Source organism: Flavobacterium sp. CFBP9031 (assembly GCF_034044945.1).
Classification (GTDB): Bacteria; Bacteroidota; Bacteroidia; order Flavobacteriales; family Flavobacteriaceae; genus Flavobacterium.
Window position 1 is genome coordinate 61,628 of the sequence record NZ_JAXCWF010000008.1, and the last position, 17,389, is coordinate 79,016.

Annotated in this window: 19 protein-coding genes; 9 read left to right on the forward strand and 10 right to left on the reverse strand. The window is 33.6% G+C overall.

The genetic code is table 11. The features are described from left to right. Position 1 precedes the first annotated feature (1 nt). The 5 genes from SOM12_RS14310 to rplS all read right to left on the reverse strand — a co-directional run bounded on the left by SOM12_RS14310 (position 2) and on the right by rplS (position 6,715). Positions 2-484 (reverse strand): GyrI-like domain-containing protein, encoded by a 483-nt coding sequence (locus SOM12_RS14310; RefSeq protein ID WP_095931365.1) that lies wholly within the window; start codon positions 482-484, stop codon positions 2-4. 2 nt (positions 485-486) lie between these two features. Next, the gene (locus tag SOM12_RS14315; RefSeq protein ID WP_320493923.1) at positions 487-1,308 is read right to left on the reverse strand and encodes a DUF4249 domain-containing protein; all 822 of its coding nucleotides are present in this window, start codon (positions 1,306-1,308) and stop codon (positions 487-489) included. A gap of 31 nt (positions 1,309-1,339) precedes the next feature. Beyond that, on the reverse strand, positions 1,340-3,721 hold the full coding sequence (locus SOM12_RS14320) for a TonB-dependent receptor (protein WP_320493924.1): 2,382 nt from the start codon (positions 3,719-3,721) through the stop codon (positions 1,340-1,342). A gap of 143 nt (positions 3,722-3,864) precedes the next feature. Continuing rightward, positions 3,865-6,084 (reverse strand): NADP-dependent isocitrate dehydrogenase, encoded by a 2,220-nt coding sequence (locus tag SOM12_RS14325; protein ID WP_320493925.1) that lies wholly within the window; start codon positions 6,082-6,084, stop codon positions 3,865-3,867. Between the two features lie 280 nt (positions 6,085-6,364). Beyond that, a complete protein-coding gene (gene rplS, locus SOM12_RS14330; RefSeq protein ID WP_095931369.1) occupies positions 6,365-6,715 on the reverse strand; it encodes a 50S ribosomal protein L19 in 351 nt (116 codons plus the stop codon). Between the two features lie 259 nt (positions 6,716-6,974). On the opposite strand from rplS, the gene SOM12_RS14335 reads away from it, so the two are divergent. Next, entirely contained in the window at positions 6,975-7,712 is a 738-nt protein-coding gene (locus SOM12_RS14335) for a hypothetical protein (protein WP_320493926.1), read from the forward strand. 77 nt (positions 7,713-7,789) lie between these two features. Here SOM12_RS14335 and trmD read toward each other — a convergent pair whose 3' ends face one another. Further along, positions 7,790-8,470 carry a tRNA (guanosine(37)-N1)-methyltransferase TrmD gene (gene trmD, locus SOM12_RS14340; RefSeq protein ID WP_095931371.1) on the reverse strand — a complete coding sequence of 227 codons (681 nt, stop codon included), beginning with the start codon at positions 8,468-8,470 and terminating at the stop codon, positions 7,790-7,792. Between the two features lie 179 nt (positions 8,471-8,649). On the opposite strand from trmD, the gene SOM12_RS14345 reads away from it, so the two are divergent. From SOM12_RS14345 to SOM12_RS14375, 7 genes are all read left to right on the forward strand, one after another. Beyond that, positions 8,650-9,003 carry a hypothetical protein gene (locus SOM12_RS14345; RefSeq protein ID WP_095931442.1) on the forward strand — a complete coding sequence of 118 codons (354 nt, stop codon included), beginning with the start codon at positions 8,650-8,652 and terminating at the stop codon, positions 9,001-9,003. A 68-nt stretch (positions 9,004-9,071) separates the two neighbouring features. Further along, positions 9,072-9,608, forward strand: a complete 537-nt coding sequence (locus tag SOM12_RS14350) for an NADPH-dependent FMN reductase (protein ID WP_320493927.1) — start codon at positions 9,072-9,074, stop codon at positions 9,606-9,608. A 31-nt stretch (positions 9,609-9,639) separates the two neighbouring features. Then, a complete protein-coding gene (locus SOM12_RS14355; RefSeq protein ID WP_320493928.1) occupies positions 9,640-10,518 on the forward strand; it encodes a sugar phosphate isomerase/epimerase in 879 nt (292 codons plus the stop codon). A gap of 9 nt (positions 10,519-10,527) precedes the next feature. Beyond that, positions 10,528-11,436, forward strand: coding sequence for a reprolysin-like metallopeptidase (locus tag SOM12_RS14360; RefSeq protein ID WP_320493929.1), 909 nt, complete (start codon positions 10,528-10,530; stop codon positions 11,434-11,436). A gap of 4 nt (positions 11,437-11,440) precedes the next feature. Next, positions 11,441-11,791, forward strand: a complete 351-nt coding sequence (locus SOM12_RS14365; RefSeq protein WP_320494071.1) for a cupin domain-containing protein — start codon at positions 11,441-11,443, stop codon at positions 11,789-11,791. Between the two features lie 142 nt (positions 11,792-11,933). After that, entirely contained in the window at positions 11,934-13,088 is a 1,155-nt protein-coding gene (locus SOM12_RS14370; protein ID WP_320493930.1) for an MFS transporter, read from the forward strand. Positions 13,089-13,130: 42 nt separating this feature from the next. Further along, positions 13,131-14,063 (forward strand): peptidylprolyl isomerase, encoded by a 933-nt coding sequence (locus SOM12_RS14375; protein ID WP_250835211.1) that lies wholly within the window; start codon positions 13,131-13,133, stop codon positions 14,061-14,063. A 76-nt stretch (positions 14,064-14,139) separates the two neighbouring features. Here the strand turns inward: SOM12_RS14375 and SOM12_RS14380 are convergent, their stop codons facing one another. Together SOM12_RS14380 and SOM12_RS14385 are read right to left on the reverse strand one after the other, a co-directional pair. Then, the gene (locus SOM12_RS14380; RefSeq protein WP_320493931.1) at positions 14,140-14,991 is read right to left on the reverse strand and encodes an IS3 family transposase; all 852 of its coding nucleotides are present in this window, start codon (positions 14,989-14,991) and stop codon (positions 14,140-14,142) included. A 14-nt stretch (positions 14,992-15,005) separates the two neighbouring features. Continuing rightward, entirely contained in the window at positions 15,006-15,434 is a 429-nt protein-coding gene (locus SOM12_RS14385; protein WP_320493932.1) for a helix-turn-helix domain-containing protein, read from the reverse strand. A 121-nt stretch (positions 15,435-15,555) separates the two neighbouring features. Here SOM12_RS14385 and SOM12_RS14390 point away from each other — a divergent pair, with 121 nt between their 5' ends. Continuing rightward, entirely contained in the window at positions 15,556-15,861 is a 306-nt protein-coding gene (locus tag SOM12_RS14390; RefSeq protein WP_320493933.1) for a cytochrome c, read from the forward strand. Positions 15,862-15,967: 106 nt separating this feature from the next. Here the strand turns inward: SOM12_RS14390 and SOM12_RS14395 are convergent, their stop codons facing one another. Both SOM12_RS14395 and SOM12_RS14400 read right to left on the reverse strand, forming a co-directional pair. Further along, on the reverse strand, positions 15,968-16,363 hold the full coding sequence (locus SOM12_RS14395; protein WP_095931379.1) for a GreA/GreB family elongation factor: 396 nt from the start codon (positions 16,361-16,363) through the stop codon (positions 15,968-15,970). A 373-nt stretch (positions 16,364-16,736) separates the two neighbouring features. Then, positions 16,737-17,291 carry a thioredoxin family protein gene (locus tag SOM12_RS14400; RefSeq protein WP_320493934.1) on the reverse strand — a complete coding sequence of 185 codons (555 nt, stop codon included), beginning with the start codon at positions 17,289-17,291 and terminating at the stop codon, positions 16,737-16,739. Between the last annotated feature and the right edge of the window lie 98 nt (positions 17,292-17,389).

Genomic DNA, 17,389 nt, shown 5'->3' on the forward strand with positions numbered 1-17,389 from the left:
TTTAATTTCTGTTTTTTATCGGTATCCAGATTTCTTCTTCAGAAGTTGGGTCGTCTTTTTTGTATTTATGATCCATTACGGCAAAATGCGGTCTGTCATCTACTGTGTATTCCGAATTTGGGAGCCATTCTGCAAAAATGTAATGATATGTTTTATGAGCTTCTGTTGCTGGGCCTAAATGAAGAAAAACGGCATATAAACCATCTGGAACAATTAAAGTTTTCATTCCTTCTGGAATAGTTTGATAGTCTGAAACTTCTACTGCGGCCCATTTCTGGAAACTGTCATTAGGATCAAAATTATCAAAATGGTTTTCTGCATACACTTCTAAAGAATATAAATTGGCATCAATAGCATTTTTTATTTCTTTTCGATTGGGCATAAAACCACTCCATAATTGAAACGTTTTATTCTCGATAAATGACATTTCGATAGAATGTCCAACGAGTTTTTTCTCGGTTAAGTTTTTAATGATGGGTAGCATAATTACTCAATTTTGTATTTCTGTGTACTGGTTTCGCTTAGAGAGAAATACCCAAGCGGATAATTATTTTTGTCTGTTGTATTGATGATGTTTCCTTTTACGGTTGCTGGTGGCGATTGAAACGGACCTCCAACATTACTTCCCGCTATACTTACCAAGATGTTCATGTAATTATAATATTGCTTAGAAATCCCGTAATGCGTTACCTCGACTTCATCTCCTGCTTTTAAATCTTCATCAATGGCGCTGCTGAAAATTTCATTTCCTTGATAAAATTTATCTTCAGAAACATAATAATTTGAAGTTACTTTATTCGAATAAACATATTTAAATAAATAAAAATTGTCTTCCTCTGCAGGATCTGTAAAATAAGCTTTTATTTCTATATCTTCTCCTGTAAAACCGCTGTTATTTTTTTGTTCGATTCGATTAATTGGCGCTACCGATTTTAAAACTTCAGATGCTGTATAAGTGTTTCCTTTGTCAATAACGGTTAGAGTATATTCTTCATTAATTTCAGGTCTGAAATTAGGGCAGATATAACGCCCTGTATTATTAAATTCAATAAAATTAAATTTCTGATTTTTGCTATTTGTCACATAAACCACAGCGTTTGATACCGCGGGAATTACATCCTCAAAATAGCCTGTTGTCGAGGTTAATCTGATAACTTGTTGTTTTCCAGTCGTGCCCTTTTCCCAAGTTATAGCGGCTTCGATCACCAGTTTTGGAGGAGCGGTATCTAAGTCAACATCAACTACTTCTTCGCAACTAGTGAAAAACAATGATGTAAAAAATACGATTAAAAAAACTAATTTTCTCATAAGCTTATTTTTAGTTTTTGAACTGATTTTTTTAGAATTTGAAATTATAACTTACTGCAGGAACAATTCCGAAAATGGATAATCTCACTGCTTCATTTGCCCCCGTATCAACATTTTGCCTAAAGTTGATTGAAGCGGCATTCATTCGATTATAAAGATTGTAAATACTGAAAACCCATTCGCCTTTCCAGTTTCTATTTTTGTTGTTGCGCGGCGTTAGTGTTGCAGAAATATCCAAATGATTATAAGAAGGAAGTCGATTTTCGTTTCGTAAACCATAACTTGGAACTATAATGCCTAGATATTGGTACTGCCCGTTCGGATATGTTACGGGTTGTCCTGACTGCAATGCAAAGTTAGCACCAAATGACCATTTTTCGTTTAAATTGTATGCAGATGTAATCGCTAAATTATGCGTTTTGTCATAAGCAGATGCGTACCATTTGCCATCGTTAATGCCAATTTCTTCTGGAGTTCTTCCTGGAGTCTGTTGTTCTGATCTTGAGAGCGTGTACGAAATCCAGCCATTAAATCGGCCTTTGTTTTTCTTTATCATCAGTTCTAAACCATATGAGCGCATCTGACCATTTAAAATAACCTGTTCTATGGCATTGTTGGCAATTAAATCGGCTCCGTCAATATAATCCAGTCTGTTTTGTATTTTTTTGTAATAGGTTTCTACTTCTAGCGAATAAGCGTCATTATAAATATTTCTAAAATAACCTAGCGCCACCTGATCTGCAAGTTGAGGTTTAATGTAATTATCGCTCGGCATCCAAACATCTAGCGGAGTAGGAGATGAGGTATTAGAAATTAATTGAAGATATTGCGCCATTCTATTGTAACTCGCTTTTAGAGCTTGTTCTTCGTTTAATTGGTACGAAATAGAAAAACGGGGTTCAAGATTGTTGTAACTCGTAATGACTTTGTTTTTGCCAAAATATTGTGTTGAAGTTGGCGTGCCTTTTTCGTAAATCTGCATGTCGGTATTAAAAACTACGGCTTCATTGTTATCGTAGTAATTAATAGTGGAAGCGCCTAATCTGTAAAATAAGCTGTAACGCAATCCGTAAGCGACAGTAAGTCTTTTAGAAATTTGACTTTCGGCATCTAAATAAATAGAAGGCTCAAAAGCATATTTTCTGTCTAATTGATCTGGATTAATACCAGAATCTTCCCCAGTTGGTTTTATGGTTCCTGGATTAAAGTTGTAATAAATTCCATTAACGCCATAATTCAGTTTTAATTTGTCTGAAAGATAATGTTTGAAATCGTATTTGATGTTATAGTTTTTGATTCCTGAATCCCAATTGAAACCAACAAAATCAAGATCCAATCCGTAATAGTAATCACTGTAAATTAAGGATAGATTGGAGAATAATTTATCAGAATACAGATGATTCCATCTCAGATTTAAAGTTGAATTTCCATAAGTATTGGTAAAACTTTTATTTAATCTGAAAACGTCTCGTCCAAAATATCCAGATAAATACAAACTGTTATTATCGTTGAGTTTATAGTTTAATTTGGTATTTAAATCATAAAAATAAGCAGCATTGTCTTTGTTGTCTTCAGAAAGTTTAAGAAAAAGATGCGCATAAGAAGCCCTTCCGCCAATCAAAAAAGAACCTTTGTCTTTTACAATTGGACCTTCTGCCAGTAAACGGCTCGAAATTAATCCGATTCCGCCATTCATATGAAAATCTTTACTGCTCCCGTCTTTTTGATAAATTTCTAAAACAGAAGAAGCTCTTCCGCCATAGCGTGCAGGAATTCCGCCTTTATACAGTTTTAAATCTTTAATAGCATCTGGATTAAAAACCGAAAAGAATCCGAAAACGTGAGACGAATTAAAAATAGTCGCTTCATCTAAAAGAATAAGGTTTTGGTCTGCACCGCCTCCGCGGACATTAAATCCGGAAGCTCCTTCACCTGCATTGGTAACGCCAGGAAGTAATAAAATAGATTTCAAAACGTCCACTTCTCCTAAAACAACAGGCATTTTTTTTATGGTCGAAATGGAGAGTTTGTTCACGCTCATTTCTGGCGATTTGATATTGGCTTTGCTTTTGTTTTCCGTAATGATGACTTCCTGCAGTTCTTCGCCACCTTCTTTGATCGAGAAATTGCTTTTTATATTCTGATCTAAAACAATATTTTTTTGAATGGTTTGATAGCCCACGTAGCTAATTTCGATTTCATATTCGCCTTTGGGTACAGAAAGAGAATAAAAGCCGTATTCGTTGGTTATGGTTCCAATTTTTAAAGCTGGAATAAAGATATTAACTCCAATTAAAGTTTCGTTGTTTTTACTGTCGCTAATAGTTCCGCTTAAAGTAAATTTTTCCTGCGCAAATGAGGTGAAGATCGTTAAAATGAAAAGAAGAAATGTACAGGTATTTTTTGTAATCATTATATTGATTTTGATTTACATAGATAATGAATTCTTACTAAATATTCTTACGGAACTTTTGTTAAACATAAGTTAAGATAAAAAAAGGACAACCTTTGTGGGTTGTCCTTTTTGTTTATTTCGAAATACAGATGTATTCTGAATTATTTGATTTTAGCAACAATAGCGTTGAAAGTTTCACTAGGACGCATTGCTTTGCTTATTAACTCAGGAGTTGGTTGGTAGTAACCTCCAATGTTCTGAGCTTTTCCTTGAGCACCAATTAATTCTGCATCGATTTTAGCTTCGTTAGCTTCAAATTCAGCAACAATTGGAGTAAAGATAGCTTGCAATTCAGCATCTTTAGTTTGAGCAGCCAAAGCTTGAGCCCAATAGAATGCTAAATAGAAGTGAGAACCACGGTTGTCAATTTGACCCACTTTACGAGCTGGAGATTTATCGTTAGCTAAGAATTTATCGTTAGCTTGATCTAAAGTTTCAGATAAAACAATAGCTTTAGAGTTGTCTAAAGTTTGTCCTAAATGCTCTAAAGAAGCACCAAGAGCTAAAAATTCTCCTAATGAATCCCAACGTAAGTATCCTTCTTCTGTAAATTGCTCAACGTGTTTAGGAGCAGAACCTCCAGCACCCGTTTCAAACAATCCACCACCGTTCATTAACGGAACGATAGAAAGCATTTTAGCAGAAGTTCCTAATTCTAAGATTGGGAATAAATCTGTTAAGTAGTCACGTAAAACGTTTCCTGTTACAGAGATAGTATCTAAACCTTTGATGATTCTGTCTAAAGTAAATTCTGTAGCAGCAATTGGGTTTAAAATACGAATATCTAAGTTTGTAGTATCGTAGTCTTTAAGGTATTTTTGAACTTTTACGATCAATTCTCTATCGTGTGCTCTATTTTCGTCTAACCAGAAAACAGCAGGAGTACTAGATAAACGAGCTCTGTTTACAGCCAATTTAACCCAGTCTTGAATAGGAGCGTCTTTTGCTTGACACATTCTAAAAATGTCATTAGCTTCAACATTTTGCTCCATTAAAACATTTCCGTTTGCATCAACCACACGTACAACACCGTCACCTTTAATTTGGAAAGTTTTGTCGTGAGATCCGTATTCTTCAGCTTTTTGAGCCATTAATCCAACGTTAGGAACACTTCCCATTGTTTTCGGGTCAAAAGCACCATGTTTTTTACAGAAATCGATAGTTGCAGTATAAACTCCAGCATAAGATCTGTCTGGAATAACCGCAAATGTATCTTGTGCTTTACCTTCTTTGTTCCACATTTGTCCAGAAGTACGGATCATTGCTGGCATAGAAGCATCAACAATTACGTCTGAAGGAACGTGTAAGTTTGTAATTCCTTTATCAGAATTCACCATTGCTAAAGCTGGTCCGTTTGCGATTGCCTGATCGATAGCAGCTTCAACTTCTGCTTGCTCAGGTCTTCCAGCGATTTTAGCGTAGATATCGCCTAAACCATTTCTAGTGTCAACGTTTAATTCAGCAAATAAAGAAGCGTATTTTTCGAAAACATCTGCAAAATATACTTCAACGATAGCGCCAAAGATAATTGGATCAGAAACTTTCATCATTGTAGCTTTTAAGTGTACAGAAAGTAACACTCCTGCAGCTTTAGCTTCAGCGATAACATCAGCAGCAAAAGCTTTTAATTTGCTTACGCTTAAAACAGAGCTGTCAATAATTTCTCCAGCTTTTAATGGCGTACTTGCTTTAAGAACAGTTGCAGTTCCGTCTTTAGCAACAAATTCGATTTTTACATCATTAGCTTCATTTACAGTCAATGATTTTTCACTTCCGTAAAAATCACCGCCTGACATAGAAGCCACTTTAGTTTTTGAGTCAGCAGACCAAGCACCCATAGAGTGCGGGTTTGCTTTTGCAAAGTTTTTAACTGCTCTTGGAGCTCTACGGTCAGAGTTTCCTTCACGTAAAACTGGGTTTACGGCAGAACCTAAAACTTTTGCATATTTAGCTTTAATTTCCTTTTCAGCATCGTTTTGTGGATCTTCTGGGAAATTTGGTACGTTATATCCGTGCGATTGTAATTCAGCAATAGCCGCTTTTAATTGTGGTACAGATGCTGAAATGTTTGGTAATTTGATAATGTTAGCTTCTGGCTGAGTTGCTAATTGACCTAATTCTGCCAATGCATCTCCAGTTTTTTGAGCATCTGTCAAAGAATCTGGGAAATTTGATAAAATTCTTCCTGCCAGCGAAATATCTCTGGTTTCGATTTCAATTCCAGCTGTTGCTGTAAAAGCTTGAACAATTGGTAACAAAGAGTAAGTTGCCAATAACGGCGCCTCATCAGTTAAGGTGTAAAAAATTTTTGATTTATTCATTTTCTTTTTTTTTTATAATCGTATCGTCAGGAGTTAACGATGTAAAAGATATATTCGGCTCAAAATGAGCGGAGCAAATATAATAAAATCACAACGAAAACGGTTGAGTTTTGATGAGAAAAGACGAAATTAACAGATTGTTATTTCGAGCTCATTAAATTGCTAAATCGATGATTTTGGTATTAAAAAATTACGGTTTTGTTAGTGGTAGAAATAGAACATAAAAAAAACTCGTTTCAAGCAATATGAAACGAGTTTTTTATAACAGATTGATAAATGATTATCTTCTTTTATCTTTAATCTTAGCTTTTTTACCAGTAAGTTGTCTGAAGTAGAAAATTCTAGCTCTACGTACAGCACCTTTCTTGTTGATTTCGATTTTTTGTAAAGCTGGTAAGTTTACTGGGAAGATACGCTCAACTCCAATAGCTCCAGACATTTTACGAATAGTAAAAGTTTCTGTGTTACCAGAACCTCTTCTTTGAATAACAACTCCTTTAAAAAACTGAGTTCTAGTTTTTTCACCCTCTTTAATTTCGTAGAAAACTGTAATAGTATCTCCAGCTCCAAATACAGGGAAATCTTTTCTAGCAACGAATTCGTCTTGAACGAATTTTAATAAATCTGCCATGATAATTTTTTATTATTGTTTTTAATAGAGTAACATTCACGGATCTCGCCAGAGGTTAGTCTAATTCGGGTGCAAATGTAAAAAATAATTATAAATTATGAATTATAAATTGTAAATTATTTTAACTGTTTGATAAAATGTGTTTTATGGTTCTAATTTATGGTTTTTGTTGTTATTAATGTTTGAACATGAGAATTGTATTTTTGCTATGTTATTTAGGGTGAAATCTTACATTTGTATAGGTTTTGATTAAAATACGATGAATAAAAATTATATGAAAGAATATATCGATTTTTCTAATGAATTTAGAAAATCGAATGGTTCTAAAGAAAGTGTTGAGAAAATGTATGACCTTTTGTATGAGCTAGAAAGCATTGAGAAAAACAAACAGGAAAGTTTAGTTCTTTCAAATGTTTATATTCTTTTGGGTTTTCATAGATCAGCTTTTGAAACTTTTAAAGAAGCTGCAGATTCAAAAAACACAAAGGATACTTCTAAACTGTATGTTTTGGAGCAGAAAGCGAAATCGCATGAAAACAATTTTATTATAAAGGATCTTAGGAAACTTAGAGGGAAAAAAGAAAAAGTGCAATTAGTTCTGAATGATTTCTCACAGTCAAAAAAAGACGAAAAGAAATTTAAAATTAAAAACAAAAATATTGTTGTATTTAATAAGGTTCTTGAAAAAGGTAAATTTTCGATTTACTTACCAAATAATCATATTGAAGCGTATTTTGATAAAATAGTTGAGCACATTAATTGGCTTTCAAATTGTAAAAACGAATTAATTGATTTTTATAACAAAGAACAATATGATTCGCAAATTAGAGCAGATCTTGATTGGTATGATACTTTAGAATTATATCGAGTTTTAATAATTATTAATGATGATGGTACTTTCACATCTGTTACTGCTGGAGATGATTTTTACCGAGATCATTTGCTGGACATAGAACTATCTGGCAATCAAATTACATCTATGAATTATAGCGGATAGATTTTAGTCTCAGTCACAGTTTTCGGTCTCAGTCACTAAAAACTGAACACTAAAAACTGAACACTGAACACTGATTACTATTTATCTTCCAACAAATCTGGTCGTCTATTTTTAGTATGTTCATACGCCATGTCTTCTCGCCATTTGTCGATTTTGGCTGCGTGTCCGCTGGTTAAAACTTCTGGAACTTTCCATCCTTTATAATCTGCAGGTCTTGTATATATTGGTCCTGAAAGCAAATTGTCCTGAAAACTATCTGTTAAGGCTGAAGTTTCGTCACTTAAAACACCAGGAATTAATCGAATTAAAGCATCAGATAAAACTATGGCGCCCAATTCTCCTCCAGATAAAACATAATCGCCAATTGAGATTTCTTTTGTAATAAAATGATCTCTAACTCTTTGGTCTACACCTTTGTAATGTCCGCATAAAATGATAATGTTTTCATACATTGACATCTTATTTGCCATTTTTTGGTCTAAAGTCTCGCCATCGGGTGACATATATATTACTTCGTCGTATTCTCGCTGACTTTTCAAATGCGTAATACAATCATCAATAGGCTGAATTGTCATTACCATTCCCGCACCTCCACCAAAAGGATAATCATCTACACTTTTTTGTCTATTTGTACTGTAATCACGAAGATTGTGAAAATGCACTTCGACCAAACCTTTATCAATGGCGCGTTTCATAATTGAGGCCTCAAACGGACTTCTTAATAATTCAGGTAAAAGTGTAATAATGTCAATTCGCATCTTTATTTGATAGTTTTCTTGCTGGCAAAGATACAAATATTGCAGAGAGTCTTTTGGTAATAATTATATAACATAATTTTTGAATTGTATAAAATTTAAAGTAATAACTTTATTTATTATTACAATGTTGATTATCAGATAATAATATCCAAATGCCGAACATAAATTTAAACTTAGTTATGAAAAAAACAATACTAATTCCCGCTGTATTTGCGCTCTTTATGTCGTGCGCAAGTACCAATACGGCAAGTGTAGCCGTGGGAGAAGAAAAATCGAAAGTCCTCAAGATCCTAGGTAATCCGGTAAGAACCTTAGATAATAATCGAAATGGAGAAATACTAGTCTATGCAGATCAGGTTTTTTCTGAAGACGGAACAACGTCATTGGCCGGATCAAATTATTGGCGTTACAATTATATTTATATAAATACGGTTGGTAAAGTAACGGCAACACGACAAGAGAAACAGAATTATCCGCCTCAAGCAATTGATTCTGTAAAAATGGAAGGACTAAACTTATTGACTTCTAAGTAATTTTTTGGACTATATTTTTATACAATTCGTATTTTTAGATTTATTTAGAAATACGAATTGTTTATTTAATGACTTCACCCAAAATAAAAATCCTTGCCATATCTGGAAGTACGAGAAGTAATTCCAGTAATTTCAAAATTCTGAAATACATTTCAAATTATTTAAAACCTAATTTCGAAATAGAAATTTTCGAAGATTTAGAAAGCCTTCCTCATTTTAATCCCGATTTAGATACTGATAATCCTCCGCAAGAAATCACTTCATTTAGAAACAAAATAAGATATGCTGATGGCATTATTATTTGCACGCCCGAATACGTGTTTAGTCTTCCGGGAAGTTTAAAAAATGCTTTAGAATGGTGTGTTTCAACCACGATTTTTTCAAACAAAAATACAGGTCTTATTACAGCTTCTGCCTCTGGAGAAATGGGACATCAGCAGCTTTTGCTGGTAATGAAAACGCTTGAAGCTAAATTTGATGATGCAACACAGCTTTTAATTCAGGGAGTTCGCGGAAAAGTTAGCGCTGAAGGCGAAATCACATCAGAACAAACCGCAGAAGCACTTCAAAATTTTGCAGAAAACGTTAAGAATCAATTTTTGTAATATATTTACTTTCTGAAATTTATATCATAAAATGATTAGCAGAAGAAATTTTATCGTAACCACAGGTCTTGCTACAACCGCTGTTTTGGCTTCACCATCATTTGCATTTTCTATGAATAAAAAAGAAATAGGCTTACAACTGTATACGCTTCGTGAAGAACTTCCGAAAGATGTAAAAGGAACTTTAGAAAAAGTTGCCCAAGCAGGTTATACCAACGTCGAAACATACGGTTTTTCGACAAAAGATCAGTTTTGGGGATTAACGCCAAAAGAACTTAAAAAAATTTTAGATGATAATGGATTGAAAGCCGTTAGCGGACATTACAATTTAGGAAGTTTTTTGTACGATGGAAACACCGAGGAATTAATTGCGTCAATTGAAGCTGCTAAAATTCTAAAAAGCGAATTTCTCACTGTTCCATGGGTTGACGAACCTTTCAGAAGAAATATTGAAGATTATAAAAAGATAGCCGCTCGTGTAAATGAAGCCGCAAAAATGTGTAAAAGTGCAGGTTTAAAACTGGCCTATCATAATCATGATTTTGAATTTCAAAAGCACGATGGCGTAACGGGTTATGAAATTTTATTAAAGGAAACCGACAAAGATTTGGTCTTTTTTGAATTGGATTTGTATTGGGTAATTCATTCTGGAAATGATCCTTTAAAATTATTTAGAGAAAATCCTAGTCGCTTTAAAATGTGGCACGTAAAAGATAAAGATAAAGACAAAATAAATAATGATCTAAATACCGAAATTGGTTCTGGAACAATCGATTTTAAACCTATTTTTAAAGAAGCAAAACAATCGGGAATGGTTCATTTTTTTGTAGAACAGGAGAATAATTTTGCTACAAGTTCTTTTGAATCGATTAAAACGAGTTGTGATTTTATTTCGAAAAATTTAATCTAATTCATGTTTATGAAGAGACTTCTTTTATTGGTATTTGTAATTCTTTGTTCATGTCAATCTGATAAAAAGGAAAAAGAAAGTTTGTTGCCACAAACTTTACAGCAAATATTACCGCCTGAGCCTTATTTTGTAGATATTAAAGTTAATGATGTTAAGCTTGCTGAGCCAGTTTTTGGCGATTGGCTGTATTCTCGTAAAGAAAAAGGGCAGACTTTTGAGCAGTTTATTAAAACAAAACATGTTGTTCCATCCAAAGAAGAAAATATTATTTATCTGCAACCTATAGGAACATTTAATTCGTTGCAGGTCAAACAAATTGAATTGGTTCGTCAATATTTACAAATATTTTTTCAGCTGGAAACCAAAGTTTTAAAAGATGTTTCAAATGATATTATTCCGAATAATGCTAGAAGAATTGGAGATGTTGGGCAGGAGCAATTTTTAGCAGGCTATATTTTAACCGATGTGTTAAAAAAAGAAAAGCCCGATAAAGGAGTTGCTTTAATGGCGATAACAGAAAAAGATTTGTACCCAAAGCCAGAATGGAATTACGTTTTTGGATTAGCATCTTATAGAGATAAAATTGCGGTAAGTTCGATGTACAGAATGCAAAAAGAAGCAGACTTTAATTTGAGTTTAGATCGATTATTGAAGATTTGTTCGCACGAAATAGGGCATATGTTCGGTTTGCATCATTGCATTGAAGCGAATTGTGTTATGAATGGAACAAATAGCATGGTAGAAACAGATAGACATTCCCTTAGATTGTGTTCTCTTTGTCAAAGAAAACTAAATTCGGGATTTAAATACGATAATAAAAAAAGGTTACTTGAGTTAGAAAAGTACTTCAAGGAGAATAAATTAAATGAAGGTTTAGAATTGATGGAAAAAGACCTTAAAAGCATTCAACAAAAATAAAAAGATCATGAGTTTAGGAACAAGCAAAGAATTTATAAAAGGAGACGAAATCGAGTGGGAAGTAGTCGGAGAAGGAATAAAACGCAAAATTTTAGCTTTTGACGAAAGAGTGATGCTGGTAAATGTGCATTTTGAGAAAGGTGGAATTGGTGTTTTACACGAACATTATCATACACAAGTTACTTACATAGCAAGTGGAAAATTCGATGTTACTATAAACGGTGTGACAGAAACGTTAAAGGAAGGCGATAGTTTTTACATTCCGCCTCATGCAATTCATGGAGTTGTGTGTTTGGAAACAGGAATGCTAACGGATGTTTTTGGCCCTGCGAGAGAAGATTTTTTAAAATCATAACAGGTTTAAAATCAGTTAATTTTTAGCTTTAAAATCCTGATCTAATCTTAAATTTAAAAATTTTATAACTTTTTTAAAGATTCAATTAAGATTAGATCGGTATTTTTGCAGCATGAATTTATCTAAAACAAATGTACTTTTTATGGCAGTTTGCACTGGTCTTATAGTTGCAAATCTTTATTACTGCCAGCCTTTGATTGTTTTAATTGCCAACGAATTTAAAATTCCTGAAGCCAGCGCTGGAACGATAACCTATTTAACTCAAGCAGGTTATGCGATCGGACTGTTTTTTATGGTGCCGCTTGGCGATAAAATAGAACGAAAAAGGCAAATTTTAATGACGACTTTTGCTACTGTAATTGCTTTATTAATTGCAGCAACAGCCAAAAGTTTTCTTGTTTTGCAAATTGCTTCATTGCTAATTGGAATCACGTCGATTGTACCACAGCTTATTCTTCCTCTTGCCGCTTCTTTAAGCGCGCCCGAAGAACGAGGGAAAGTGGTTGGAACTATTATGAGCGGACTTTTAGTTGGGATTTTGCTTTCGCGAACATTAAGCGGATTTATTGGCCAAGTTTTAGGCTGGAGATCGATGTTTTATATCGCTGCCGGAATTTGTCTTTTGATCTTTTTTGTCATTCAAAGTAAATTTCCGCAGAATAAACCACAGTTTCAAGGAACTTATGGTCAATTAATCCAATCTTTGTTTACGCTAATCAAAACACAACCTGTTTTGCGCGAAGCAACGGCAATTAATGTTTTTAGTTTTGCTCAGTTTGGAGCATTCTGGACTACAATGGTTTTATTGCTTTCTGGCGAACCTTTTAATTTTAATAGCGCTACAATTGGTTTGTTCGGAATTGTTGGAGCTTCTGGAGCTTTGGCTGCGCCTTTGGTTGGGAAATTGGGAGATAAAGGAAACTCTAGAATTGCAGTAGGTTATGGCTGTTTATTAGTTTTAATAAGCTTTATGGTTTTCTATTTTGCTATTGAAAGTGTAATCGGAATTGCAATTGGAATTGTGTTTATTGATATCGGAATTCAAGGCGTTCACATTTCAAACCAAACACGAGTTTATTCATTATTGCCAGAAGCTAGAAACAGATTAAATACGGTGTTTATGTCGCTTACTTTTCTAGGTACCGCTGCAGGATCTGCTTATGGTTTAATGCTATGGAAATGGGGCGGATGGCACGCTGTAGCTATTGGATGTATGATTTTATCTACTTTGTCATTAATAGTCTATGGACTTACTTATAAATCAAAATCTAAAAAGGCAAAAGCGCAAATTGATTAAAAAATTAATTTGTAAATTTGCGTTCAAATTAAAAATAACAACATGGAAAACGGAATATACGCTAAATTTAATACTAGCAAAGGTTCAATTTTAGTAAAATTGACGCACGATTTGACACCGGGAACTGTAGGTAACTTTGTTGCTCTTGCAGAAGGAAATATGGAAAATAAAGTGAAGCCTCAAGGACAAAAATTCTATGACGGATTAACTTTTCATAGAGTAATTGCAGATTTCATGATTCAAGGTGGTTGTCCAAAAGGAACTGGAACTGGAGATCCAGGTTATAAATTTGATGATGAATTTCACCCAAGTTTAAAACACGATCGCCCAGGAGTTTTATCTATGGCAAATTCAGGACCTGGAAGTAATGGTTCTCAATTTTTCATTACTCACGTTGCAACTCCTTGGTTAGATAATAAACATACTGTTTTTGGAAACGTTGTTGAAGGACAAGATGTTGTTGATGCTGTTGCTCAAGGAGACAATTTAGAGTCAGTTGAGATTATCAGAGTTGGAGAAGAAGCTCAAAAATGGAATGCAATTGAAGCTTTCATTGGTTTAAAAGGTGCTCGTCTAAAAAGAGAAGCAGCTTTAAAAGCAGAATCTGAAGCAAAAATGGAACAATTAGCTGCTGGTTTTGATAGAACAGAAAGCGGTTTACGTTATAAAATGATTCAAAAAGGAGAAGGAAAAAGAGCTGAAGCAGGAAAAACAGTTTCTGTTCACTACGAAGGATCTCTAGAAAACGGAAAAGTATTTGATTCTTCTTACCCACGCAAAAAACCAATCGAATTCAAATTAGGAATTGGACAAGTTATTGAAGGATGGGACGAAGGTATTGCTTTATTGCAAGTTGGAGACAAAGCTCGTTTTGTTATTCCTTCTGATTTAGGATACGGACCAGCTGGTGCTGGAGGAGTTATTCCGCCAAACGCAACTTTGATTTTCGACGTTGAATTAATGGACGTAAAATAAGACTTTAAAAGCAATTTAGTATTGTGTCTAGTCCTGAAAAAGTGATACAGGATTAATAAAAAATAAAAATACAATTTTAGACAGTAGTAAACTCATGTTTACTGCTGTTTTTTGTTTTATAAGTTCTCATTTTAATTAAATTTTGACTGTGCATCTGATTTGGAGTAAGCATATAGTTTGAATAATGAGGTCTGATTTCATTATAAATGTTAATAGCTTCTTTTACAAGTTTTTTCATGATCTCTACTTTTTGACTGTATTTGTCAATGGTAAACTCCTGTTTTAAAATTCCATTAACCCTTTCTGCAACTGCATTTTCATATGGGTCTGAATTTTGTGTCATACTACATGTGATCTGGTTTTTATTAAGTTGTTTTTGGTATTCTTTAGCACAATATTGAATACCTCTGTCGGAATGATGTATTAGTGGCAAATTTTTGTTGTTTCTATTACAAAGAGCCATTTTTAAAGCCTTCAGAATGCTTTCTGTATTCATGTTATCAGCAACATTATAGCCCATGATCTTTTTAGAATAAGCATCTGTGACTAAACTCAAATAACAGGGATTATCTCTTTTTCCTATATATGTGATATCAGACACCCAAACTTGTTCTGGTCTGCTAATTTCTAAATCTAAAAGCTGATTTTGATATTTCCTAAATCTATGATGTGAGTTAGTTGTTACATGATACTTTCGTTTTGGCTGTATCAATAAATGATTGGCTCTAAGTATATCAAAGAATTTATCTCTTCCTATTTTCATTAATTGAAGCTTATCCAGCAAAAGATAATATAGTTTTCGAGCACCTATTCTGGGCATTATCTCTCTGATAGCATCTACCATCAAAATGACTTGCCTGGCTTTGTTTTCTTTGGATGCTCTTCTTTTGATTTTTCGATAATAAACCTGTCTGTCTATCCCGAACAAATAACAGGTAAATGCTATTGTTTTTTGTTCTTTTGCTCTGAAGTTGTCGATTGTTCGGGTGGAGAGTTTTTTCGTATATCGATATGATATTCTTTCTCCGCTAAATCAATCATCATATCAAACAAGATCGCTTTTTTGTCTGCCACATATGCTTGCTTCTCCAAAAAAGCCTTTTGCTTTTCTAATAACCTGACTTGAGCTTCAAGCTCCATGATTTTCTGTTCTGCTGTCTTTGGCATATTTAAAAGGGATTGGTTCTCCCAATCAAAGTTACCAAATTTACGTAACCATACTACAACAGTTTTTCTGCATTGGATGCCATATTTCTTTGTGGCCTGAGTGGCTGTGAGCTGTCCTTGTTCTATTGCTTGGACAATTTGTAATTTAAAAGACATAGAATAGTCTTTTTGAGTTCGCTTCACATAATTTGAGCTTTCTTCCATAACGATTTTTTTTATGTATCGCTATTTCAGGACGGGACATTGTTTTAAATAATAATCCCATGCGCCGTAGCGTATGGGATTTTTTTATATTTACTTGAATAAAAAAAAGCAAAACCAAGAAATGAAAAAAACGATTTTAAGTTTAATGGCCATAATGTTGTTTGCAGCGGCATGTGGTACTAAAAAAACGGCTGTTGCAGAAACTGCCCCTGTTGAAAAGGAAGTTAAAGCAGAAGAATTAACTCCAGAATTAGCAGAAGGCAAAAGTATTTACGAGAACAGTTGTGCGAGATGTCATAAACTCTATGAACCAAAAGAGTATACAAAAACAGAATGGACGCCTATTTTGGTAAAAATGGGTAAAAAAGCAAAATTAAACGAAACTCAAATGGTTTCAATTACAAATTATATTGATTCGCAATTGTAATTTAGATTTAAGTATTAAGAATAAAAAAAACTGTTCAATCGAACAGTTTTTTTGTTTTCAAATAGATATAAAAAAAACACCGTCACAAAATGAGGTGTTTTTAAATTTAAGAATGATGTACTGCAGAGTTATCTACAGCTATTACTTTTAAAGTTTTGATGCCAGCCGGTAATTCCCAATCAACTTCGTCATTTTCTTTAAACCCAATAATAGCAACACTTAAAGGTGCTAGAATTGATATTTTAGATTGTTTTACGTCTGCTGCTGAAGGTAAAACGATTTGAATTTTCATTTGTTTCTTGGCTTTTACATCTTCTATCGTTACAAATGAATTGATTCGGATTACCGAACTATCCAATTCGCTTTCTTTACTAATTACAGCGCGATCTAATTCTTGCGAAAGCTGATTGGCTTCTTTAGTATTTGTCGAGTTTTTACTTTTTAAAATCAATTCTCTTAAAAATTGATAATCTGATTTACAGAAAGTGGGTGTTGGTTTCATATCTATATTGAATTTATTGTTATAAAATTTTAAATTGATGTTTTCTTCTTAGAATAATCTACAAGTAAAAATTTCTCTGACTTTAACAGAATCGAAAAGTTTAATCTGAAAAACAAAAAAATATCTGATCAAAAATTGATTTTTGTCAAATAATAAAATGTTTAAGCTGATGTAAATCCTCCGTCAAAAAGAAGAAAAGTGAAGTAGACGGAGGCCTAAAAAATAAAGGCCTTATTATGTGAAATAATTACAGCAGGTAGCGGTTTTGCTAAGCAAAACGACTTTATAGAAGCTGTAAATGGTGTTTTATTTCCCATAAGGAGGATTAAATTGATTTGCAAAGATAGTTAATCTTTTTGAATTTAGTGAGGTTTTACTTCCATTTAATGCCACAGCCCAAACTAGGTTTCTGTGGTTCTTTTAAACTTCTGTTGTAAATTAAGGCGTCAATCGCCCCTCTAAGGTCACTTCCGCTAAGAGGAATTCCGTTGCCAGGTCTTGAATCGTCAAGTTGTCCGCGATAGAATAATTTGTCTTGATTATCAAATAAATAGAAGTCTGGGGTGCAAGCCGCTTGATAAGCTTTTGCTGTTTCCTGACTTTCATCGTACAAATAAGGAAAATCAATTTTATTTTCCATGGCAAAGTCCGTCATTAGTTCTTGACTGTCTTCAGGATACTTGACAACATCATTACTAGAAATGGCAATTACTCCAAGTCCTTGAACGCGATAATCATTCGCAATCATTATAATTTCAGTTATTACATGATGCACAAATGGGCAATGGTTGCAAATGAACATTACCAAAGTGCCTTTCGAACCTTTTAAATCTTCAAAGGAAAAAGTATTGTTCGAGTTGGTGTCTTTTAAGTAAAAATCAGGTGCAATTGTTCCTAATGGAAGCATTGTTGATTCAGTTCGTGCCATTTTATTCGAAATTTGATTTTCAAAAGTAGCTTTAAAAATCTGTAAATAAAAGAGCACAATAATAAAAAATACCCAAAGAAAGCAGTTAGCTGATCCAG